This window comes from Janthinobacterium salmonicoloratum, assembly GCF_051380845.1.
Classification (GTDB): Bacteria; Pseudomonadota; Gammaproteobacteria; order Burkholderiales; family Burkholderiaceae_D; genus Janthinobacterium; species Janthinobacterium lividum_F.
Genome location: NZ_JBNYXV010000001.1, coordinates 1,595,346 through 1,616,285, shown reverse-complemented (window position 1 = coordinate 1,616,285; position 20,940 = coordinate 1,595,346). Strand labels below are relative to the sequence as shown.

At 60.4% G+C, this 20,940-nt stretch carries 21 protein-coding genes; 19 read left to right on the top strand and 2 right to left on the bottom strand.

Going from position 1 to position 20,940, the window contains the following annotated elements:
• Positions 1-167: 167 nt before the first annotated feature.
• The 12 genes from ACQ4WY_RS07495 (at position 168) to ACQ4WY_RS07440 (ending at position 14,169) form a co-directional block, all read left to right on the top strand.
• Positions 168-2,657, top strand: a complete 2,490-nt coding sequence (locus tag ACQ4WY_RS07495) for a motility hub landmark protein FimV (protein ID WP_436503463.1) — start codon at positions 168-170, stop codon at positions 2,655-2,657.
• Positions 2,658-2,803: 146 nt separating this feature from the next.
• A complete protein-coding gene (gene truA, locus ACQ4WY_RS07490) occupies positions 2,804-3,634 on the top strand; it encodes a tRNA pseudouridine(38-40) synthase TruA (RefSeq protein ID WP_436503462.1) in 831 nt (276 codons plus the stop codon).
• Positions 3,635-3,650: 16 nt separating this feature from the next.
• Entirely contained in the window at positions 3,651-4,352 is a 702-nt protein-coding gene (locus ACQ4WY_RS07485) for a phosphoribosylanthranilate isomerase (RefSeq protein ID WP_436504411.1), read from the top strand.
• Positions 4,353-4,356: 4 nt separating this feature from the next.
• Positions 4,357-5,607 carry a tryptophan synthase subunit beta gene (gene trpB / locus ACQ4WY_RS07480; protein ID WP_436504410.1) on the top strand — a complete coding sequence of 417 codons (1,251 nt, stop codon included), beginning with the start codon at positions 4,357-4,359 and terminating at the stop codon, positions 5,605-5,607.
• 85 nt (positions 5,608-5,692) lie between these two features.
• Positions 5,693-6,490 (top strand): tryptophan synthase subunit alpha, encoded by a 798-nt coding sequence (gene trpA / locus ACQ4WY_RS07475; protein ID WP_436503461.1) that lies wholly within the window; start codon positions 5,693-5,695, stop codon positions 6,488-6,490.
• A 198-nt stretch (positions 6,491-6,688) separates the two neighbouring features.
• Positions 6,689-7,561: an acetyl-CoA carboxylase, carboxyltransferase subunit beta gene (gene accD, locus ACQ4WY_RS07470; RefSeq protein ID WP_010400390.1), complete on the top strand. Its 873-nt coding sequence runs from the start codon at positions 6,689-6,691 to the stop codon at positions 7,559-7,561.
• Positions 7,562-7,662: 101 nt separating this feature from the next.
• The gene (gene folC, locus ACQ4WY_RS07465) at positions 7,663-8,961 is read left to right on the top strand and encodes a bifunctional tetrahydrofolate synthase/dihydrofolate synthase (protein ID WP_436503459.1); all 1,299 of its coding nucleotides are present in this window, start codon (positions 7,663-7,665) and stop codon (positions 8,959-8,961) included.
• A 24-nt stretch (positions 8,962-8,985) separates the two neighbouring features.
• Positions 8,986-9,957 (top strand): SPOR domain-containing protein, encoded by a 972-nt coding sequence (locus tag ACQ4WY_RS07460; protein WP_436503457.1) that lies wholly within the window; start codon positions 8,986-8,988, stop codon positions 9,955-9,957.
• Positions 9,958-9,977: 20 nt separating this feature from the next.
• Entirely contained in the window at positions 9,978-10,466 is a 489-nt protein-coding gene (locus ACQ4WY_RS07455) for a CvpA family protein (protein WP_152250139.1), read from the top strand.
• A 38-nt stretch (positions 10,467-10,504) separates the two neighbouring features.
• Positions 10,505-12,028, top strand: a complete 1,524-nt coding sequence (gene purF, locus ACQ4WY_RS07450) for an amidophosphoribosyltransferase (RefSeq protein WP_353660535.1) — start codon at positions 10,505-10,507, stop codon at positions 12,026-12,028.
• Positions 12,029-12,071: 43 nt separating this feature from the next.
• Positions 12,072-13,316 carry a cystathionine gamma-synthase family protein gene (locus tag ACQ4WY_RS07445; protein WP_436503455.1) on the top strand — a complete coding sequence of 415 codons (1,245 nt, stop codon included), beginning with the start codon at positions 12,072-12,074 and terminating at the stop codon, positions 13,314-13,316.
• Positions 13,317-13,395: 79 nt separating this feature from the next.
• Positions 13,396-14,169, top strand: coding sequence for a tetratricopeptide repeat protein (locus tag ACQ4WY_RS07440; RefSeq protein WP_436503453.1), 774 nt, complete (start codon positions 13,396-13,398; stop codon positions 14,167-14,169).
• Positions 14,170-14,240: 71 nt separating this feature from the next.
• On the opposite strand, the gene lexA is transcribed toward ACQ4WY_RS07440, so the two are convergent.
• Positions 14,241-14,888, bottom strand: coding sequence for a transcriptional repressor LexA (gene lexA / locus ACQ4WY_RS07435; protein ID WP_219115017.1), 648 nt, complete (start codon positions 14,886-14,888; stop codon positions 14,241-14,243).
• 275 nt (positions 14,889-15,163) lie between these two features.
• On the opposite strand from lexA, the gene rpsF reads away from it, so the two are divergent.
• From rpsF to ACQ4WY_RS07400, 7 genes are all read left to right on the top strand, one after another.
• The gene (gene rpsF / locus ACQ4WY_RS07430; protein WP_034750499.1) at positions 15,164-15,553 is read left to right on the top strand and encodes a 30S ribosomal protein S6; all 390 of its coding nucleotides are present in this window, start codon (positions 15,164-15,166) and stop codon (positions 15,551-15,553) included.
• A 20-nt stretch (positions 15,554-15,573) separates the two neighbouring features.
• The gene (priB, locus tag ACQ4WY_RS07425; protein ID WP_071322552.1) at positions 15,574-15,882 is read left to right on the top strand and encodes a primosomal replication protein N; all 309 of its coding nucleotides are present in this window, start codon (positions 15,574-15,576) and stop codon (positions 15,880-15,882) included.
• A gap of 15 nt (positions 15,883-15,897) precedes the next feature.
• Complete coding sequence (rpsR, locus tag ACQ4WY_RS07420) at positions 15,898-16,188, top strand: 30S ribosomal protein S18 (RefSeq protein WP_010400024.1); 291 nt, start codon at positions 15,898-15,900, stop codon at positions 16,186-16,188.
• A gap of 27 nt (positions 16,189-16,215) precedes the next feature.
• Entirely contained in the window at positions 16,216-16,671 is a 456-nt protein-coding gene (gene rplI, locus ACQ4WY_RS07415) for a 50S ribosomal protein L9 (RefSeq protein WP_034783456.1), read from the top strand.
• Positions 16,672-16,806: 135 nt separating this feature from the next.
• On the top strand, positions 16,807-18,192 hold the full coding sequence (locus tag ACQ4WY_RS07410) for a replicative DNA helicase (RefSeq protein ID WP_034750488.1): 1,386 nt from the start codon (positions 16,807-16,809) through the stop codon (positions 18,190-18,192).
• Positions 18,193-18,283: 91 nt separating this feature from the next.
• Positions 18,284-18,910, top strand: coding sequence for a DUF47 domain-containing protein (locus ACQ4WY_RS07405; protein ID WP_353660537.1), 627 nt, complete (start codon positions 18,284-18,286; stop codon positions 18,908-18,910).
• A gap of 42 nt (positions 18,911-18,952) precedes the next feature.
• Complete coding sequence (locus ACQ4WY_RS07400) at positions 18,953-19,963, top strand: inorganic phosphate transporter (RefSeq protein WP_034783457.1); 1,011 nt, start codon at positions 18,953-18,955, stop codon at positions 19,961-19,963.
• A 46-nt stretch (positions 19,964-20,009) separates the two neighbouring features.
• Here the strand turns inward: ACQ4WY_RS07400 and ACQ4WY_RS07395 are convergent, their stop codons facing one another.
• Positions 20,010-20,906: an MBL fold metallo-hydrolase gene (locus ACQ4WY_RS07395; protein WP_436503451.1), complete on the bottom strand. Its 897-nt coding sequence runs from the start codon at positions 20,904-20,906 to the stop codon at positions 20,010-20,012.
• Positions 20,907-20,940: the final 34 nt, after the last annotated feature.

Sequence of the window (20,940 nt, the reverse complement as noted above, 5' to 3'; positions counted from 1 at the left end):
GCGGAGCTTGCATAGCTCTGGGCATGATGATATGTTGATACCTCTGGAAAAGTAACAGTTTTCCCATGTCAACTAAGATGCCGCCAACTATGCCTGTACACACTCGTCCCCGGGGCGCCTCCCTTGCCATTAAAACACTCAGCAGCGCTGTCGCCTGTGCGGTGTTCTTGTCACCGGCGGTATCCGCAGCCGAGCTGGGCAAGATCACGGTGCTGTCCGCCGCCGGCCAGCCACTGCGTGCCGAGGTCGAATTATCGGCCGTCAAGCCAGGCGAGGCCTCGAGCCTGCTGGCCAAGCTGGCGCCGCCGGACGCATATCGCCAGGCCAACGTGGAATTCAATCCCGCCCTGAACGCGTTGACGTTTGCCGTGGAAAACCGCGACGGCAAGGCCTTCATCCGCATCAGTTCGGCGCAACCGGTGGCCGAACCCTTGGTCGACTTGCTGCTGGAGCTGAGCAGCAAGAGCGGTCGCCAGGTGCGCGAATATGCATTCGTACTCGACACGCCCGAAGCGCGCCAGACGCGCGGCGCGCAAGTGACGGCCCCGGCCGAACCGGGCCGGGCCGGGCGCAATGTGGAGCCGACGGCGGCGCAAGAGTCACGCAAGAAGCCGGCTGGTGAATACAAGGTCAAGGCGGGTGACACCCTGAGCCGCATCGCCAGCGAACTGAAACCATCGGGCGTCTCGCTCGACATGATGCTCGTGGCCCTGTACCGCGCCAATCCCGACGCCTTCAAGGGCGAGAACATGAACCGCATGCAGGCTGGGCGCATTCTGGCCGTGCCGGGTGCGGACACCGTACGCGCTACTGGTGCGGCTGAAGCGAAGGGCATCGTGACGGCGCACGCCATCGATTTTGAAGCCTACCGCAACAAGCTGGCAGGCCAGGTGTCGCAAAGCAAGCCGACCAAGGCCGCGCAAGCGACGCAAAGCACGGCCGGCAAGATCGGCCCGACCAAGGTGCAGGAAAAGCCGACGGCCGTGAGTGAGTCGCAAGACAAGCTGAAACTGTCGAAGGCGGAGCCGGCGGCCAAGTCTGCCGGCAAGAGCGCCGTCGCCAGCGAGGAAGACAAGATCGCCAAGGCGAAACAGGTCGATGAAGCGGCTGCCCGCGTAAAAGAGCTGGAAAAGAACGTCAGCGATCTGGAAAAGCTGATGGCGGTGAAGAGCAAGGCCATGGCCGACAAGAGCGCCCCGGCGCCCGCCAAACCGGCCGAGGCCGCTGCAAGTGCACCGGCCAGTGCACCGGCCAGTGCCATCGCCAGCGCGCCGGCCGAAGCCCAGCCTCCCGTGCCCAAAGCCAAGCCGGTACCGCTGGTGAAAAAGCCATCGCCGCTGGAACCGACCTTCGCCGACAAGATCAATGACCACCTGGGCGCCGTCGGCATCGGCCTGGCAGCGTTGATGGCTGCCGTGGCCGCGCTGGTGATCGCGCGCCGCCGCAAGGACGTGCCGCCGCCCGCCGAAGATATCGCCCCCGTGTTCGAACCGGAAGCGCCAGTGGCGCCGCCGGCTGGCCTGGCGCCGGAAGACCAGCAGTCCGAAGCGAGCAACCACCTGTTCGGCACGGGCGCCGCCGCTGCCGGTGTGGCCGCCGCGGCGGGTGCCAGCATGCTCGATGCGAATGAAACGGACCCGGTCGCCGAAGCGGACGTGTATATCGCCTACGGCCGCGATGGCCAGGCGGAAGATATCCTCAAGGAAGCCTTGCGCATCCACCCGGAACGCCATGCGGCCCGCCTGAAGCTGCTGGAAATCTATTCTGCCCGCAACGACGTGCGCGCATTTGAAGACCAGGCCAGCGAGCTGTACAGCCTGACGCGCGGTCAGGGCGAAGAGTGGCCGCAGGCGGCCGCCTTGGGCCTGGCGCTCGATCCTGCCAATCCCCTGTATGGCGATACGGAAGACGACGCCGTTGTCAGCCTGAGCAAGGCTGCCGGCGACGACTTGCATGGTCAAAGCATGGACTTGCCCGACGATCTGTCTACTCCTGAGTCAGTGCCATCGGCTGACCTGGCGCGGGCCGAGCCGGTATCCTCCGTAGCGGCCCGCGATGCGCGCGCGCCCCTCGATTTTGACCTCGACAGCCTCGATTTCGAGCCCGTTTCCACCAGCGACCCGATCGTCATGCCGGGACCGGACAGCAAGCCGGTCTCCGCCGCGCAGGATGCGCACTATGACGCCAGCATGGATTTCGGCCTGGATCTGGAGCCGCCAGCGGGCCCCGTGAATGGCGTGGGCGCCGGCTTGACGCCGCTGCCCGATCCATTGAAGGACGTGGACCTGGCCCATTTCGACCTCGACGAACCGGTGGCGCCAGCTGCCGCGCCGGTCGCGGCGGCCGAGCCTTCCCTCGACAGCCTGTTCGACGACGCGCAAACGCCGGCGACCTTGCCGGAAGCCATACCGCCGGCACAGGAATTCGACCTGTCCGGCATCGACCTGGACCTCAACGATGGCAAGACGGCCAGCGTCGGCGTGGACGACCCGCTGTCGGCCATCCACATGGAAATGGATACCAAGCTGGACTTGGCGATCGCTTACCAGGAAATCGGCGACAAGGAAGGCGCGCGCGAGCTGATCGATGAGGTCATCAAGGGCGGCAGCGCCGAACAGGTCGCAAAAGCCAATACCATGCGTGCGCTGCTGAGCTAAGCACCTGATACGACGTCCATGGCTGCGTTGCACGGTCTCGCCGTACTATTCGTACTGTCTTCGACCGCGCGCCTTGCCCTGAACGCCGTCTCAGGCGCTTGTGTGGCCGGAAGGCGGGGCTGCCTTTGCGCCGGTATAATGCTTCGATGCAAAATATTACGACAGCAACGCCATTGAAGCGTATCGTCCTCGGCCTGCAGTACGACGGCACGGCCTGGCACGGATACCAGAAACAGGAAGATGGGCAAACGGTGCAGGACCAGCTGGAAAACGCGCTGGAGCAGTTTGCCCGCGTGCGCCTGGCCACGACGTGCGCCGGCCGCACGGATACGGGCGTGCATGCGCTTGAGCAAGTCGTGCACTTCGATACGGAGCTGAACCGCGACGTGCACTCGTGGGTGCGCGGCGTCAACGCCTTCCTGCCGAAATCCATTGCCGTGCGCTGGGCCAAAGAGCTGGCCGGCGACCCCACCGTCAACGATTTCTTCCACGCCCGCTTCAGCGCTCGCGCGCGTACCTATCATTATGTGTTGTATAACAACGCCACCCGTTCACCGCTGGTGGAAGGGCGCGCCGGCTTCTTTTTCCGTCCGCTGGACGTGGAACTGATGCGCCAGGCCGTGCAGCCGCTGCTGGGCTGGCACGATTTCACGGCCTTTCGCGCCGCGCAATGCCAGGCCAAGTCGCCCGTCAAGCTCATGCATGACATCCGCATCGAGCGGCGCGGTGATTGCGTCATCTTCACCATTACGGCGAATGCCTTCCTGCACCACATGGTGCGCAACCTGGTCGGTTCGCTCGTCTACATCGGCACGGGGCGCGAAGAACCGGACTGGCTGAGGCACTTGCTTGAAAGTAAAGATCGCCACGCGGCGGCGCCCACCTTCATGCCGGACGGCCTGTACCTGGCGCAGATCGATTACGATCCAAAATGGGCATTGCCGCAAGATAGCAGCAGCGCCTTGCCCTGGTTCTGACGTTTCGCATCAAGCAATAACCTCAAGGAATAACATGCCACGCACACGCATCAAGATCTGCGGCCTGACCCGCGTTGAAGACATCCAGGCGGTCGTGGCGGCGGGCGCCGACGCCATCGGCTTTGTGTTTTATCCGAAAAGCCCCCGCTACGTGACGCCCGAGCAGGCGGCCAGTCTGATCGCGGCCATGCCGCCCTACGTGACGACGGTGGGCCTGTTCGTCAACGCCACCGTGGACGAGGTACGGGCCACGAAGGCCGTGGCGCCCTTGTCCCTGCTGCAATTTCATGGCGATGAGACGCCCGAACACAGCGCGGCGCTCGCCGGCGCCGTGAATACGCCGTTTACGCAAGTGTTCCGCATCAAACCCGACACCAGCTTTGAAGATTTGCTAGAATACGAACAGCGCTATCGCGCCGCCAGTCCCTTGTTTTCCAGCCTGTTGCTGGACACCTATGTGGATGCCTACGGCGGTGCAGGAAAGGTATTTGATTGGTCCCTCATTCCAGAAGAACTCGCGCCTCGGGTCGTTTTAAGTGGTGGCTTGAGCGTACAAAACGCGACTGACGCAGTGGTGCGCGTGCGCCCTTACGCCGTCGATATCAGCAGTGGTGTCGAAGCGTCCAAGGGCATCAAGGACGCATCCCGAGTCCGCGCGTTCATCGCCGCGGTGCAGGATGCCGATGCCATCATTGCCAGAGGAAACCACCATGAATGACCACATGAATGACCACAGCGCCGCGCCCGGCGCAGCCGCCGCATTGTTCCACGCCACCGATTACCCGTTTCCTGACCTGCGCGGCCACTTCGGCCCGTATGGCGGCTCTTTCGTTGCCGAAACGCTCACGCATGCGCTGGCCGAGCTGAAAGACGCCTACGCCCGCTATAGCGTCGATCCGGAATTCCTCGAAGAGTTCCGCTACGAGCTGAAACATTTCGTCGGCCGTCCATCGCCCATCTATCACGCCAAGCGCTGGTCCGAAATGGCCGGCGGCGCGCAAATCTATTTCAAGCGCGAAGACTTGAATCACACGGGCGCGCACAAGATCAACAACGTGATCGGCCAGGCACTGCTGGCCAAGCGCATGGGCAAGCCGCGCATCATTGCCGAGACGGGCGCCGGCCAGCACGGCGTGGCCACGGCCACCATCTGCGCCCGCTTCGGCCTCGAATGTGTGGTCTACATGGGCAGCGAAGACGTCAAGCGCCAGGCACAGAACGTGTACCGCATGAAATTGCTGGGCGCCACCGTCGTGCCCGTCGAATCCGGCTCCAAGACTCTCAAGGATGCGCTGAACGAAGCCATGCGCGACTGGGTCACCAACATCGAAAACACCTTTTATATCATCGGCACCGTGGCCGGCCCCCATCCGTATCCGATGATGGTGCGCGACTTCCAGTCCGTGATCGGCGAGGAATGCCTGGTGCAGATGCCGGAAATGACGGGCCGCCAGCCCGACTATGTGCTGGCCTGCATCGGCGGCGGCTCGAATGCCATGGGCATCTTTTACCCGTATATCGACCAGAACGATGTGAAACTGATCGGCGTGGAAGCGGCTGGCGAAGGATTGGATACAGGCAAGCACTCGGCTTCGCTGACGGCCGGCTTCCCGGGCGTGTTGCACGGCAACCGCACCTATCTGCTGCAGGATGAAAACGGCCAGATCATCGAGACGCATTCCGTCTCGGCCGGCCTCGACTATCCCGGCGTGGGTCCGGAACATGCGTGGCTGAAAGATTCCGGCCGCGCGCAATACGTGTCGATCACGGATGACGAGGCCTTGCAGGCTTTCCACGACTGCTGCCATATCGAAGGCATCATCCCGGCCCTGGAGTCGTCGCACGCGCTGGCCTACGCGGCCAAGCTGGCGGCCACCTTGCCGAAAGACCAGATCGTACTGGCCAACCTGTCGGGCCGTGGCGACAAGGACATGCATACCGTGGCGGAGCGCATGGGATTGAATTTCAGTTAATCAACTGACAATACCGGTATTGCGTAGGTCGGATTAGCGCGTCAACGCGTAATCCGACATCCTCCACTGATAAAGAAAGCTCCTCATGTCCCGTATCGCCACCACCTTTGCCAATTTAAAATCGAACAACAAGACCGGCCTGGTCACCTTCATCACCGCGGGCGACCCCGGTCCTGACGCCACCGTGCCCCTGATGCACGCGCTCGTCGAGGGCGGCGCCGATATACTGGAGCTGGGCGTGCCGTTTTCCGACCCCATGGCCGAAGGCCCCGTCATCCAGCGCGCCTGCGAACGGGCCTTGAAGTTCAACGTCGGCATTCACGATGTATTCGGCTATGTGCGCCAGTTTCGCGAGACCAACCAGACGACGCCCGTGGTGCTGATGGGCTATGCCAACCCCATCGAGCGCATCGGCAGCGCCGCGTTTATTGAGGCAGCGCAAGCGGCCGGCGCCGATGGCGCCATCGTCGTCGACTATCCACCGGAAGAATGCGAGCAATTTGCCGCCGCCATGCGCGCGGCCGGTCTCGACCTGATTTTCCTGCTGGCGCCCACCTCGACCGAAGAGCGCATCGCGCAAGTGGCCAAGGTTGGCGGCGGCTTCAGCTACTATGTGTCGCTGAAGGGCGTCACGGGAGCGGGAAACATTGATACGGAACAGGTGGCAGAGCGCCTCGCAGCCATCCGCCAGCATGTAAAATTACCTATCGGCGTGGGCTTCGGCATCCGCGATGGCGCCACGGCCAAGGCCGTTGCCAAGGTGGCCGATGCCGTCGTGATCGGCAGCCGCATCATCCAGGAGATTGAAAATGCCCCGGAAGGGGGCGCCGTCGACGCCGTGCGCAGCTTTACGACTGGTATTCGCGCCGCACTGGACGCCTGAGCAAGCTTGCTGTTTACGCAAGCTCGGGTGGCGGCAAAGTTCGACAGCCCGGCGATAAACGGCTACACTTCGGCCACTGAATGCCTGTCATTGTGCAATAGATAAAATTTTTTGGTGGCGCCCTGCGGGGGCGCCGCCGTTTACCGTCTGCCGGGGGCGTCCACCGACGCTACCCCTACAAGGGCCCAAGGAGAAAATATGAGTTGGTTGGAAAAACTGCTGCCACCGCGCATACAGCGTTCTGATGCTGCCGCGCGCAAGACCATGCCGGAAGGCCTGTGGGTCAAGTGCCCGTCGTGCGAAGCCGTGCTGTACCGTACGGACCTGGAATCGAATTTGCACGTTTGCCCGAAATGCGATCATCACATGCGCATCCGCGCACGTGAACGCCTCGACAGCCTGCTTGACGCGGGCGGTCGCTATGAAATCGGCCAGGAAATCCTGCCCGTCGATACCTTGAAATTCAAGGACAGCAAGAAATACCCGGATCGCCTGAAATCCGCCATGGAAGCGACGGGCGAGACCGATGCGATGGTCGTCATGGGCGGCGCCATCATGAGCCTGCCAGTGGTCGTGGCGTGCTTCGAATTTGAATTCATGGGCGGCTCCATGGGCTCCGTCGTGGGCGAGCGCTTCGTGCGCGGCGCGCAAATCGCGCTGGAACAGAAAGTGCCGTTCATTTGCATCACCGCCACCGGTGGCGCGCGCATGCAGGAAGGCTTGCTGTCCCTGATGCAAATGGCGAAAACCACGGCCATGCTGACCAAGCTGTCCGAAAAGAAATTGCCATTCATCAGCGTGCTGACCGATCCGACCATGGGCGGCGTATCCGCCTCGTTCGCCTTCATGGGCGACGTGGTTATCGCTGAACCAAAAGCACTGATCGGCTTTGCCGGCCCGCGCGTGATTGAAAACACCGTGCGCGAAAAACTGCCGGAAGGCTTCCAGCGCGCCGAGTTCCTCGTCACCAAGGGCGCCGTCGACATGATCGTCGACCGTCGCAAGATGCGCGAAGAAATCGCCCGTCTGCTGGCCTTGTTGCAAAACCAGGCTGTCGAAGTCTTGGCGTAACGCCAAAGTAACAGGCCGGGCGGTGTCCTGCGGACCCGCCCGGTTGCCACGCTACACCGTCTGCGCGCCGCGCGCACTGTCTCCTCATCAAGAAGTCTCCCATGCACAAGCTCCCCACCACCTTGCCGGAATGGCTCGCCATGCTGGAAACCCGCCATTCGGAAACCCAGATCAACATGGGCCTGGACCGCGTGCAAGCCGTCAAGGCGCGCATGCAGCTGGCTTTTACTTGCCCCGTGATCATGGTGGCTGGCACGAATGGCAAGGGTTCCACCTGCGCCATGCTGGAATCCGTGCTGTTGCGTGCCGGCTACAAAGTGGGGCTGTACATCAAGCCGCATTTCCTCGATTTTAACGAGCGCGCCCGCGTGCTGGGCGAGATGGCCAGCGACGAACAGCTCGTCGCCAGCTTCAACGCCGTCGAAGCCGTGCGCGGCGATACGCCGCTGACGTATTTCGAATTCACCACCCTGGCCATCCTGCACCTGCTGTCGCAGGCGAAACTGGATGTGGTCATCCTGGAAGTGGGCCTGGGCGGGCGCCTGGACGCCGTCAACGTGATCGACGCCGACGTGGCCATCGTCACCAGCGTCGATATCGACCACACGGATTACCTGGGCGACACGCGCGAAGCGATCGGTTTTGAAAAGGCGGGCATCTTCCGCCCGGGCAAGGCGGCCATCTGCAGCGACCCCGTGCCGCCGCAGTCGCTGATCGACCATGCCGAGGCCATCGGCGCCGATCTGTGGCTGATGGGCCGCGATTTCAACTACTCAGGCGACAAGCAGCAGTGGAACTACGGCGGGCGCGAGCAGCGCCGCAATTCGCTCGCGTATCCAAGCTTGCGCGGCGCCAACCAGATACTCAATGCGACGGCCGTGCTGGCCGCGCTGGAAGTGCTGAAGCTGAAACTGCCCGTGGGCGCGCAGGAAGTGCGCACGGGCCTCGTGACGGTGGAATTGCCTGGCCGCTTCCAGGTCTTGCCTGGGCGCCCCAGCGTGATCCTCGACGTGGCGCACAACCCGCACGCGGCCTCGGCGCTGAACCAGAACCTGGGCAATATGGGTTTCCACCCGTACACCTACGCCGTGTTCGGCTCCATGCAGGACAAGGATATCGATGGCGTGCTGGCCGCGATGAGCGAACATGTTGACCACTGGTGCCTGACGGGTCTGCCTTCGCCGCGTGCAGCCACGGCTTCCGAGTTGGCCGCCAAGGTGCAGATCATGCTGGAAGATAAGCCTGACAGCAGTGAACATACTGTGGCTATTTTCGATGATCCGGCACAAGCTTTTGCAAATGCAATGAGCCGGGCCGGTGAGAATGATAGAATTGTGGTCTTTGGTTCTTTCCTCACCGTCGCAGGCGTGATGAAGGCCCGAAAATCCTCACTTCACTGAAACGCACTCGACTGAAAATCACGCATGGGCTTGTTCTCGAAACTGTTTAAAAACAAGCAAGAATCCTCTGGCGAAGACAGCGGCTTTTATGTCCCTGGCGAAGCACAGTCGCCGACCCGCAAGCGCGCAGCCAACACCTCCGGTGGAGGTGGATCGCGCCGTGGCGGCAAGGAAGCGCCGGATCCGGTCTTGCCTGAAAAAAAGCGCGCACGCCGCCGCCTGGTCGGGGCCATCGCCCTGGCCCTGGGCGTGGCTGTCGGCTTGCCGATGCTGCTCGATTCCGAGCCGAAAGCACCTTTCAACGATATCGCCATCGACATTCCGTCGAAGGAAAAGGCCGCCGCGCCTGCACCTGTGCCGTCCGTCCCGGCCCAGGCCGCATCGAATGGCCTGGACCAGTCCGAGGAAATCGTCGACGCTCCGCTGCCGCCTGCGGCCAAGCCCACACCGGCACCCGTGCTGGCCGCTGCCCAGCCTGCACCGGTCAAGCCAGCTTACGTGGAACCGAAACCCGAGCCCAAGCCTGAGCCCAAGCCGGTCAAGGTGGAGCCAAAACCGGAACCTAAGCACGAAAGCAAGCCGGAACCCAAGGCCGAGCCGAAACACGAGCCCAAGCCTGAACCGAAGCATGAAGTAAAACCGGAAACCAAGCCTGAGCCGAAGCCTGCCAAGCCGGCGCAATCGGCCGACGATGCCGCGCGCGCGCTGGCTATACTGGAAGGCAAGCCGCAAGACAAGCCGCAAGAGAAAGCGCACGATGCCGGCAGCGGCAAATTCGTGGTGCAGGTGGCGGCGCTGGCGACGCAGGACAAGGTCGATGAATTGCAGGACAAGTTGCGCGAAGCGGGCATCAAGTCGTACACGCAGAAAGTCTCCAGCCCGGCGGGCGAGCGCATCCGCGTGCGCGTGGGGCCGTTCGGCAGCCGCGAAGACGCTGAAAAGACTCGCGCCAAGCTGCAAAAGCTGGGCCTGGGCGGCAGTCTGGTGCCGGCGTGATGTTGCAAGGCTGAACGCGCGTGACGATCTTCGATTACCTGGTGCTGTTCGTGCTGGTGACGTCCGTGCTGATCAGCATGATGCGCGGCCTGGTCAAGGAAATACTGTCATTGGTCAGCTGGATCGTGGCTTTCGTCATTGCCAACGCCTATGGCGCCACCCTGGCGAAATTCCTGCCGGAAGCCGTGCCGGGTGAAGCCATCCGTTTATTGCTGGCCTTCGTGGTGCTGTTCATCGGCGTGCGTATTTTGATGGGATTGCTGTCCATGACGGTCGATGCGCTGGTCAAGGTGACGGGCTTGAGCCTGGCCGACCGCACCCTGGGCAGCCTGTTCGGTGTGGCGCGGGGCCTTGTGATCGTGCTGACCGCCGTCATCTTGTGTGGCATGACGTCCATACCGCAGCAGCCATTCTGGAAAAATGCGCTGCTCAGCCCGTTCGCGGAACAGGGCGCGCGCGCCATCAAGCCTTATCTGCCTGCCGCTTATGCGCAGCATGTGAAATTTTGAATTTTTTTAAAATCAGTAGCACAGTTTAGGAGCACACCATGTGTGGCATCGTCGGCGTCGTTTCCCATCAACCTGTTAATCAATTGCTCTATGATGCCTTGTTGCTCCTGCAACATCGCGGTCAGGACGCGGCAGGGATTGCGACCAATCACAGCAGTATGTTTTCCATGCACAAAGCCAACGGCCTCGTGCGTGACGTCTTCCGTACGCGCAATATGCGTTCGCTGCAAGGCACGACGGGCATCGGCCATTGCCGCTACCCGACGGCCGGTTCGTCGAGCGAAGAGGAAGCACAGCCGTTCTATGTGAATGCGCCCTTCGGCATCACCCTGGCGCACAATGGCAACCTGACCAACTGGGAACAGTTGAAGCTGGAAATGTTCAAGAACGACCGCCGCCACATCAATACCGATTCCGATTCGGAAGTGCTGCTCAACGTGCTGGCGCATGAAATCCAGGAAGCGACGACGGGCCTGAACCTGGACCCGGAAGCCATCTTCAAGGCCGTCACCGTATTGAACCGCCGCGTCAAGGGCGGTTACGCCGCCGTCGCGCAAATCGCCGGCGTGGGCTTGCTGGCATTCCGCGACCCGCACGGCATCCGTCCGCTGTGCCTGGGCATCAATGAAACGGAGCTGGGTCCTGAATACCTGATCGCTTCTGAATCCGTGGCCCTGGAAGGCATGGGCTTCCGCTTCGTGCGCGACATCGGTCCCGGGGAAGCCGTCTTCATCGATGCTGACAAGCAATTGCACAGCGCCCAATGCGCCGACAATGCCAGCCTGAACCCGTGCGTGTTCGAATTCGTTTACCTGGCCCGTCCCGACTCCGTCATCGACGGCGCCTCCGTGTACGCGACGCGCCTGAAAATGGGCGAATACCTGGCCGAGAAGATCCGCGCCGAGTTGCCTGGCGTGCATATCGACGTGGTCATGCCGATTCCCGATTCCTCGCGTCCGGCCGCCATCCAGCTGGCCATGGCGCTGAACATCGAGTACCGCGAAGGCTTCATCAAAAACCGCTACATCGGCCGTACCTTCATCATGCCGGGCCAGGCGGCACGCAAGAAATCCGTGCGCCAGAAGCTCAATGCCATCCCGTCCGAATTCAAGGACAAGGTCGTGCTGCTGGTCGACGATTCCATCGTGCGCGGCACCACCAGCCGTGAAATCGTGCAGATGGCGCGCGAAGCGGGCGCGACGAAAGTCATCTTCGCCTCGGCCGCGCCGCCGGTCATCTACCCGAACGTGTATGGCATCGACATGCCGACGCGCGACGAGCTGATCGCCTACGGCCGCACGACGGAAGAAGTGTGCCGCGAAATCACGGCCGACTACCTGGTGTACCAGGATATCGGTGCGCTCAAGCAGGCGATCGCCGACGTCAACCCGGCCCTGACCAACTTCGAGGCGTCGTGCTTCGATGGCGTGTACGTGACGGGCGACGTGTCGCAGGAATACCTGGACCGCCTGGAATATGCGCGCCACCATCCGAAGGCGGCAGCGCCCGAAGATACGCCACGTTCCCAGCTGAACCTGAACCTGGCGACAACGGAAGCATAAGTAACCTGCCCGGCCTGCGCCGGGCTTTTTTTTCTCTGCGATCATGAACGATAAAAAAAACTACGGCTTTACCACCACCATCCTGCATAACGACCGCCGCAAGGGCATCGAGCATGGCTCGCTGCACAAGCCCGTGCACACCTCCGTTGCCTTTGGGTACGCCGACGCGCGCCAGCTCGCTTCCGTATTCCAAGGCAAGGAGCCGGGTTTCCGCTATGGCCGCCAGGGCAACCCGACGGTGTCCGCGCTGGAAGACAAGGTCAACAAGATGGAAGACGGTGTGGCGACCCTGTGCTTCGCCACCGGCATGGGCGCCATCGGCGCCGTGGTGCAATCCTTGCTGCGCGCGGGCGATCACGTCGTCTCGTCGGCCTTTTTGTTTGGCAACACCAACAGCCTGTGGCAAACGGTGACGGGGCAGGGCATCGCCGTGTCCTTCGTCGACGCCACCGACGTGGCCAACGTGGCCGCCGCCATCACGCCGGCCACGCGCATCGTGTTTGTCGAAACCATCGCCAATCCGCGCACGCAGATCGCCGACCTGGCAAAGATCGGCGAGCTGTGCCGTGAGAAGGGCATCCTGTACATCGTCGACAATACGATGACGACGCCATATTTGTTCCGCCCGAAAGCCGTGGGCGCGGGCCTGGTGGTCAATGCCTTGACGAAATCCATCGGCGGCCACGGCAATGCGCTGGGCGGCAGCTTGACGGACACGGGCGTGTTCGACTGGACGCGGTACCCGAATATCTTTGAAAACTACAAGAAGGCGGCGCCCGCGCAGTGGGGCATCGCGCAAATCCGCGCCAAGGCCTTGCGCGACTTCGGCGCCTCCCTGGGCCCGGAAGCGGCGCACCATATTGCCGTCGGTGCGGAAACCATGGCCTTGCGCATGGACCGAACCTGCTCGAACGCCCTGGCGCTGGCCACCATGTTGCAAGCGGACTCTAGAGTGGCGGCCGTGCACTATCCTGGCTTGGCATCGCACCCGCAGCATGCGCTGGCGACGGATTTGTTCCGCAGCTATGGCTCCCTGTTCAGCTTTGAGTTGAAGGATGGCATCGACTGCTTCGATTTCCTGAATCGTCTCAATCTTGCCATTCCAGCGAGCAACCTCGGCGACACGCGCACCCTGGTCATTCCCGTCGCCCACACGATCTTTTACGAGATGGGCGCAGAGCGGCGCGCCAGCATGGGCATCGCTGAATCGCTGATCCGCGTCTCCGTCGGCATCGAAGACGAAGCCGATCTGCTGGGTGACTTCAGGCAGGCATTGGAAGAAGAATAAGGTTTCACTTTTTTGAGAAAAAGATTACATTTAGGTGTAATTAAAGCATTTGTGTCTATTTCTTAATTGGAGAGTGAGAATGAAAAAAATTGTATTTAGTGCTTTATTGTTATTTTCTTCCGCTGTATATGCTGATGATCTGACGGATGCGAATAAATTCTTGCAATCCAAGGCTTATCCGCAAGCCTTGGATTTATATAAGAAGCTGGCTCAGGCAGGGAATGCGGAGGCTCAATTTCATTTGGGTGAGATGTATTTATATGGTGAGGGAGTAGGCGTCGATGCCGTGCAAGCCGGACAATGGTTTGGGCAGGCATCCAAGGCGGGCAACAAAAATGCCGATGCTGCGCTGGCCCTTATGGCTAGCCGTGTCGAGCGAAAAGGTGACATTGATTACTATGTCAATTCATATGCTGGCGAGGATATTGCCTTGAGTAAGATGAAGTGTGTCACTCCGGTGATCCCTGAATTCTCCAAAACCAAGCGTCAGATCAGGGCTGTGGCCGATAGTGTTGATGCCTGGATGACATGCTATAACAGCTTTGTCAGTAAACTGAATGCTTCTTTGCCGCCTGGTAAAGCCATTCCATCTGCCATTGAAGCGCTGATGAATGAGCAGGAATTTGAAAAGGCTAAGCTGCGCATGGATGTGGCCTATGCGCGGGTGAGCGCCGACGGACGTGAACTGGCGCAAAAGATCTTGGCGCAGCGCGATGAGTGGCAAGCCAGAACAGAGAAGTACCTCTTGGCTGAGAATAAAAAAATTCAGACAGAAAATGAAATGAGTGAGCTGGATCGTTCACGTAGTGCGAACACGCCGCAATGGGTGACAAGCCCTGTGCCAAACAAGTAGGACGGTCTTGCCGATGTTGTCAATAGGTTGGAAATTAAGCGCTCGCATGTGTGATGCAAGCGCCTTCTCTCCTAATGCCAGCTGCGCATCAGGCCGACGGCCAAACCTTCCAGGGCGAATTCATCTTCCGGCGATACGGTGATGACCTTGAAGTCGGGGTTTTCCGGCAGCAGTTCGATGACGGAACCCGTTTTCTTGTAGCGCTTGACGGTGACTTCGTCGCCGATGCGGGCCACGACGATCTGGCCATTCTTGGCGCTGTCGACCTTCTTGACGGCCAATAAATCGCCATCCATGATGCCGGCGTCGCGCATGGACCAGCCGCGCACCTTCAGCAGGAAGTCGGGCTTGGCCGAGAACAGGGCCGGGTCGACGTTGTAGCTCGCTTCCAGGTTTTCCTGCGCCAAGATGGGCGAACCTGCGGCCACCCGGCCGATCAGGGGCAGCGACATCAGCAGCGCTGCCGGCACCTTCGATGCAAGGGCTTCGGCGGCCGCACTCGCCGCCGCACCGATCAGGCGGATGCCGCGCGAGGTGCCGGGCGAAATCTCGATCGCGCCCTTGCGGGCCAGAGCCTGCAAATGCTCTTCGGCCGCATTTGCTGATTTGAAACCCAGTTCATTGGCGATTTCGGCACGGGTGGGGGGGAAACCCGTGTTTTCAATCGCGTCCTTGATCAGGTTCAGGATTTGTTCTTGTCGTGCTGTCAGCTTGATCATGAGCGGTGGGTGCATACTAAAATGCTGTCTATATGAACAGTCTGTATTTTTGTACAGTATCGCCCACTATGCAAGGGGATTTCCGTGTTTTCGGCGAATTTCGCAAGAAATACTTGTCCGTGGGCAGAAAGCATGGTGGCGCAGGGGCTTTTCGGGCGCTTGTGGAAGGAATGATTGAAACGTTTGCAAAAGGCGGTTATAATCTTCGGCTGACCTTCCCACACCCGTCTTGACGCCGGGGTGGGCGATTATCAATCCGACCTGAAGGAGTTTGCATGCGTCATTATGAAATAGTCTTTATCGTCCATCCGGACCAAAGCGAGCAAGTGCCCGCGATGATCGAACGCTACAAAGCCAGCGTAACCACCCGCGGCGGTTCGGTTCACCGCGTGGAAGATTGGGGCCGCCGTCAAATGGCTTACTCGATCCAAAAGCTGCCTAAAGCACACTACATCTGCCTGAACATCGAATGCGACAACGAGACCCTGGTCGAGTTGGAAACAGCATTCAAATTCAATGATGCCGTGTTGCGTCACCTGACCGTTAAAATGAAGAAAGCTGAAACAGCTCCTTCGCCGATGATGAAATCGGTACAACGCGAAGACGCGGCCAAAAGCCACCGCACCGAAGCACCAGCAGCCGCTCCAGCCGCAGCAGCAGCTTAATTCTTGACCAGGATCGTGCGCTGAACCAGCTACAAGTAACCGCCATCATTGCCGAGCGCGAAATATTGCGCTATACCCCGGCAGGGCTGCCGATTGTGAATGCAGTATTGCAACACAGTTCGCAGCAGATGGAAGCAGGGATTGCCCGTTTGACCGAGTTTGATGTTGCCGCGCTAGCCGCTGGCGAAATCTCAGGCCGGTTCAGTCAGGCAAGCTTGGGCGGGGTATATCAGTTCACGGGTTTCCTGGCCAGGAAGAGCCGCAACAGCAAGAGTTTGGTGTTTCACATCATTGATTTTAGTGCAGTCACCCCGACTAGCGCATTTTAGATACAGGAGCCTGACATGGCATTCGGTAAAAAGTTCGACAAAAATAAGCTCAAGCTTAAAGAAAAACGCAAACAGCAAAACCCGTTGTTCAAACGCAAGAAGTTCTGCCGCTTCACCGCAGCTCACGTTGAGCAAGTCGACTACAAAGACGTCGACACGCTGAAAGACTTCGTCCAAGAAAACGGCAAGATCATGCCAGCACGCCTGACCGGTACCAAAGCGCACTACCAGCGCCAAGTTGACACCGCAATCAAGCGCGCTCGCTTCCTCGCGCTGCTGCCATACACCGATCTGCACCACGCTTAATCGGTCAGATATTCCTGGAGAAGAACTATGCAAATCATTCTGTTAGAAAAAGTTGTTAACGTCGGTAACCTCGGCGAAGTCGTCAAAGTCAAAGACGGTTACGCACGTAACTTCCTGATCCCGCAACGCCTGGCACGTCGTGCTACGGCAACCGCTGTGGCTGAATTCGAAGTCAAGCGCGCCGAACTGGAAAAAGCTGCTGCCGCCAAACTGGCCGCATCGCAAGCCCAAGGCGAAAAACTGAGCGGTCTGACCGTTCAAGTTGCTCAAAAAGCTGGTGTTGATGGCCGTCTGTTCGGCTCCGTCACCAACTTCGACATCGCTGAAGCGCTGACCAAGCAAGGTTTTGCTGTTGAAAAAGCACAAATCCGCATGCCTACCGGCCCGCTGAAGATCGTTGGCGAGCACAACGTTTCGGTTGCTCTGCACACCGACGTGGTCGTGGAAGTTGTTATCGCTGTCGTTCCAGACGCGAACGCGTAATCGTCTGCGGGCCTGGCCCGCAAGCGCTGCCGCACTATGAAAAGCCGGGTTCGCCCGGCTTTTTTGTGGCCTTTTTTTCGCTCAATTTCAGCCCTTTATTTTTGCCAGCACGCCGAAGCGGGTATAATTCGCGCCATGAACGCCCCCTCTGATCCGCAACTGGATTCCCTCCGTATTCCGCCGCATTCGATCGAAGCAGAACAATCCGTTATCGGTGGTCTGCTGCGCGACAATGCCGCGTATGACCGCATCGCCGACTTCATGCATGCGGAGGATTTCTATCGCTATGACCATCGCATCATCTTCGAGCAAATCGTCAAGATGGTTAACGCTTCCAAGCCAGCCGATGTCATTACTGTTTTTGAAACCCTGACCCAGCTCGGCAAGGCCGATGATGTGGGCGGACTCGCTTACCTGAACGCCATGGCGCAAAACACGCCATCGGCTGCGAACATCCGGCGTTACGCCGAGATCGTGCGCGACCGCGGCGTGCTGCGTAAACTCATTACCGTCGCCGACGATATCTCCGGCACGGCCTTCAGCCCGCAAGGCAAGGAAGTCAAGCAGATGCTTGACGAGGCCGAATCGAAGATTTTCGCCATCGCCGAAGAAGGCGCGCGCGGCGCCCAGGGCTGGACCGCCATCCAGCCCCTGCTGACGCAAGTAGTCGAGCGCATCGACGAACTGTACAGCCGCGACAACCAGAGTGAAATCACGGGCGTGCCCACCGGTTTCATCGACCTCGACCGCATGACCTCCGGTCTGCAGCCGGGCGACCTGGTGATCGTGGCGGGCCGTCCATCGATGGGCAAGACGGCGTTTTCCGTCAACATCGGCGAAAACGTGGCCATCGACAGCGGCTTGCCCGTGGCCGTGTTCTCGATGGAGATGGGCGGCGCCCAGCTGGCCATGCGTATGCTCGGCTCCGTCGGACAGCTCGACCAGCACCGTCTGCGCACGGGCCGCCTGAACGACGAAGACTGGCCGCGCCTGACGAATGCGATTCAAAAGATGAACGACGCGCAGTTGTACATCGATGAAACGCCGGCCTTGAATTCCATCGAATTGCGCGCCCGCTCGCGCCGCTTGTCGCGTCAATGCGGCAAGCTGGGCCTGATCATCGTCGATTACTTGCAGCTGATGTCGGCCAATACTCCGGGCGACAACCGCGCCACGGAGATTTCCGAGATTTCACGGGGCTTGAAAGGCCTGGCGAAAGAACTTGGTTGCCCCGTGATCGCGCTGTCGCAGTTGAACCGCTCGCTGGAGCAACGCCCGAACAAACGTCCTGTCATGTCCGACTTGCGTGAATCGGGTGCTATTGAGCAGGATGCCGACGTGATCCTGTTCATTTACCGCGACGAGGTGTATAACCCCGACTCGCCAGACAAGGGAACGGCCGAAATCATCATCGGTAAACAACGTAACGGTCCAATCGGCAGCATCCGCCTCACCTTCATGGGGCAGTACACCAAATTTGGCAATTACAGTGGTGGCCTGGCGCTTTACCAAGGCGACTAACACAGCAGCACTGATATTCCATTGGCCGCCCCCTCATACGGGGCGGCTTTCTGTAGTAAATAACACGACTCAATGCTTAACGGAGAATGACATGTTTGGACGCTTGATGCCCACTGAGGGCAAGTTTTTTGAATTGTTTAACCAGCACGCGGAACTGTGCGTGAAGGGCGCGAAAGAGATGCTCGGCCTGATGACCAATTTCGACGACCTGGAAAACCGCGTGCATGCGATCGAAAGCATCGAGAAACAGGCGGACAAAGTCACCTACGCCACCGTGGAAATGCTGCACAAGACCTTCATCACGCCGATCGACCGTGACGACATCCATCAGCTGATCACGCGCCAGGACGACATCCTCGACCTGCTGGAAGATGCGGCGCAAACTGTCTCGCTGTACGACCTGAAAGCCGTCACGCCGGAAGCCAAGCGCCTGGCCGAACTGGTGCTGGCCTGTACCGAGAAAGTGCGCGACGCCGTCGCCATGCTGCACAACATGGACAACTCGCGCAAGATTGTCGCCATCTGCGAAGAGATCGACCGCCTGGAATCGGACGCCGATCACGTGATGCGCGCCGCCATGTCCAAACTGTTCCGCGACGAACCGGACGTGCGCAATCTGATCAAGATGAAAGCGATCTACGAAATTCTGGAAACCGTGACCGACCGTTGCGAAGATGTGTCCAATATTATCGAAGGCATCATCGTCGAAAACGCGTAAGCGTTGGGCCTGTCCTGAACCAGAATCAGAAAAGAAACTACAATGACCATACAAATCAGCATCTACGTGCTAGGCCTGTTGATCGTCCTCGCACTGCTGTTTGACTTCATGAACGGCTTCCACGATGCCGCCAACGCGATCGCCACGGTGGTCTCGACGGGCGTATTGAAACCGCAGACCGCGGTTGCCATGGCCGCCACGTTCAACTTCGTCGCCATCTTCGTGTTCCACCAGCTGACCGTGGCCGCCACGGTGGGCAAGGGCACGATTGACCCGGCGGTGATCGACCAGTACGTGATCTTCGGCGCGCTGATGGGCGCCATCTTCTGGAATTTGTTTACCTGGTACTACGGGATTCCTTCGTCGTCCTCGCACGCCCTGATCGGCGGCCTGGTGGGCGCAGCCGTCGCCAAGTCGGGCACGGGCGCGCTGGTCGCGGCCGGCTTGTGGAAAACGGTGGCCTTCATCGTGATCGCACCCGTACTGGGCTTTGTATTTGGCTCGATCATGATGCTGCTCGTGTCGTGGATTTTTGTGCGTTCGACGCCGCGCAAGGTCGACAAGTGGTTCCGCCGTTTGCAACTGGTATCGGCGGCCGCCTACAGCCTGGGTCACGGCGGCAACGATGCGCAAAAAACCATCGGCATCATCTGGATGCTGCTGATCGCCGCCGGCTACTCCAGTGCGGCTGACGCCATGCCGCCGATGTGGGTCATCATCTCGTGCTACACGGCCATCAGCTTCGGCACCCTGTTCGGTGGCTGGCGCATCGTCAAGACCATGGGCCAGAAGATCACCAAGCTCAAACCGGTGGGTGGCTTCTGCGCCGAAACCGGTGGCGCGATCACCCTGTTCGTCTCGACGGCGCTGGGCATTCCCGTGTCGACCACGCACACCATCACGGGCGCCATCGTCGGCGTCGGCTCGTCGCAAAAAATGTCGGCCGTGCGCTGGGGCGTGGCGGGCAATATCGTCTGGGCCTGGATCTTCACGATTCCTGCTTCGGCCTTCGTCGCAGCAGTCGCCTGGTGGATTGGCCACCACATCATGTAATGGATAGCCAACGCCAGTAAAAAGGGAGCCTTGCGGCTCCCTTTTTTTATGCGCCGGCCAGTTCCACCGTCAGCCCCTCGTAGGCGAGGAATACCTGCAGGCCGTCCAGGCGGCTCGCATAGCGGCCCATCACGTCGGCAAACACGGCTTCGAGCTGCTCGTCGCTGCGGGTCGGTTCGTGGTGGGTGCAGTACAGGCGCCGCGCGCCGCAGCGCAGGGCCAGGTCGAAGGCGGCGTCGAAGGTGCCGTGGCCCCAGCCCTGCTTGCCTGGGTATTCCTCGCGCGTGTAGGAGCAATCCATGATCAGCGCGTCGACGCCGGCGACCACCGCGTCGATGCCGGCCTGGCGCTGCGCATTGCGCGCCGCGCAGGCTGCATGCTCGGCATGGCCGGGCGCATGCAGGTTGTAGAACGGTTCATGGTCGCCGCTGAAAAATAGCGCGGCGCCGCCGCAGTCGATGCGGTAGCCGAGGTTGACGACAGGGTGGTTCATTTCCGCGCTGCGCACGCGCGCGCCACCCACCTCGACGGCTTCGCCGGGCGCCAGCGTGCGGTACTCGATGCAGGCCGCCATGGCCGCTTCGCTGACAGGGAAATAGCTGTTTTGCAGCTGCACCGCCATCACGTGCTCGATGCCGCGTCCGGCGGCCGCATCGTGGGCGCCGTACAGGCGCATGCGGTTACCGGCCACGAACAGGGGCGAAAACATGGGCAGGCCGTGGATGTGGTCCCAGTGGCTGTGCGTGATGAAGACGTGTGCGTCAACGGGCTCGCCCGGCGGCAGTTGCTGCGCCAGCGAGAAGATGCCGCTACCCGCATCGAGAATGATCAGGCTATCGTTGTCGGTGCGCACTTCGATGCATGTGGTGTTGCCGCCATAGCGCGCCGTGCGCGGGCCGGGAGAGGGGATGGAGCCGCGCACGCCCCTGAACGTGAATTTCATTCAGTACCTTGTTACGGTGTAATTATTGTTAATT

Bases quoted from the DNA above. Each gene is read 5' to 3' on its own strand.
- ACQ4WY_RS07445 (WP_436503455.1), top strand. From the start codon at position 12,072: ATGAACGATAAAAAAAACTACGGCTTTACCACCACCATCCTGCATAAC.
- trpA (WP_436503461.1), top strand. From the start codon at position 5,693: ATGTCCCGTATCGCCACCACCTTTGCCAATTTAAAATCGAACAACAAG.
- rpsF (WP_034750499.1), top strand. From the start codon at position 15,164: ATGCGTCATTATGAAATAGTCTTTATCGTCCATCCGGACCAAAGCGAG.
- ACQ4WY_RS07410 (WP_034750488.1), top strand. From the start codon at position 16,807: ATGAACGCCCCCTCTGATCCGCAACTGGATTCCCTCCGTATTCCGCCG.
- ACQ4WY_RS07460 (WP_436503457.1), top strand. From the start codon at position 8,986: ATGGGCTTGTTCTCGAAACTGTTTAAAAACAAGCAAGAATCCTCTGGC.
- ACQ4WY_RS07440 (WP_436503453.1), top strand. From the start codon at position 13,396: ATGAAAAAAATTGTATTTAGTGCTTTATTGTTATTTTCTTCCGCTGTA.
- folC (WP_436503459.1), top strand. From the start codon at position 7,663: ATGCACAAGCTCCCCACCACCTTGCCGGAATGGCTCGCCATGCTGGAA.
- trpB (WP_436504410.1), top strand. From the start codon at position 4,357: ATGAATGACCACAGCGCCGCGCCCGGCGCAGCCGCCGCATTGTTCCAC.
- lexA (WP_219115017.1), bottom strand. From the start codon at position 14,888: ATGATCAAGCTGACAGCACGACAAGAACAAATCCTGAACCTGATCAAG.
- ACQ4WY_RS07395 (WP_436503451.1), bottom strand. From the start codon at position 20,906: ATGAAATTCACGTTCAGGGGCGTGCGCGGCTCCATCCCCTCTCCCGGC.
- truA (WP_436503462.1), top strand. From the start codon at position 2,804: ATGCAAAATATTACGACAGCAACGCCATTGAAGCGTATCGTCCTCGGC.
- ACQ4WY_RS07405 (WP_353660537.1), top strand. From the start codon at position 18,284: ATGTTTGGACGCTTGATGCCCACTGAGGGCAAGTTTTTTGAATTGTTT.
- purF (WP_353660535.1), top strand. From the start codon at position 10,505: ATGTGTGGCATCGTCGGCGTCGTTTCCCATCAACCTGTTAATCAATTG.
- accD (WP_010400390.1), top strand. From the start codon at position 6,689: ATGAGTTGGTTGGAAAAACTGCTGCCACCGCGCATACAGCGTTCTGAT.
- ACQ4WY_RS07400 (WP_034783457.1), top strand. From the start codon at position 18,953: ATGACCATACAAATCAGCATCTACGTGCTAGGCCTGTTGATCGTCCTC.
- rplI (WP_034783456.1), top strand. From the start codon at position 16,216: ATGCAAATCATTCTGTTAGAAAAAGTTGTTAACGTCGGTAACCTCGGC.
- rpsR (WP_010400024.1), top strand. From the start codon at position 15,898: ATGGCATTCGGTAAAAAGTTCGACAAAAATAAGCTCAAGCTTAAAGAA.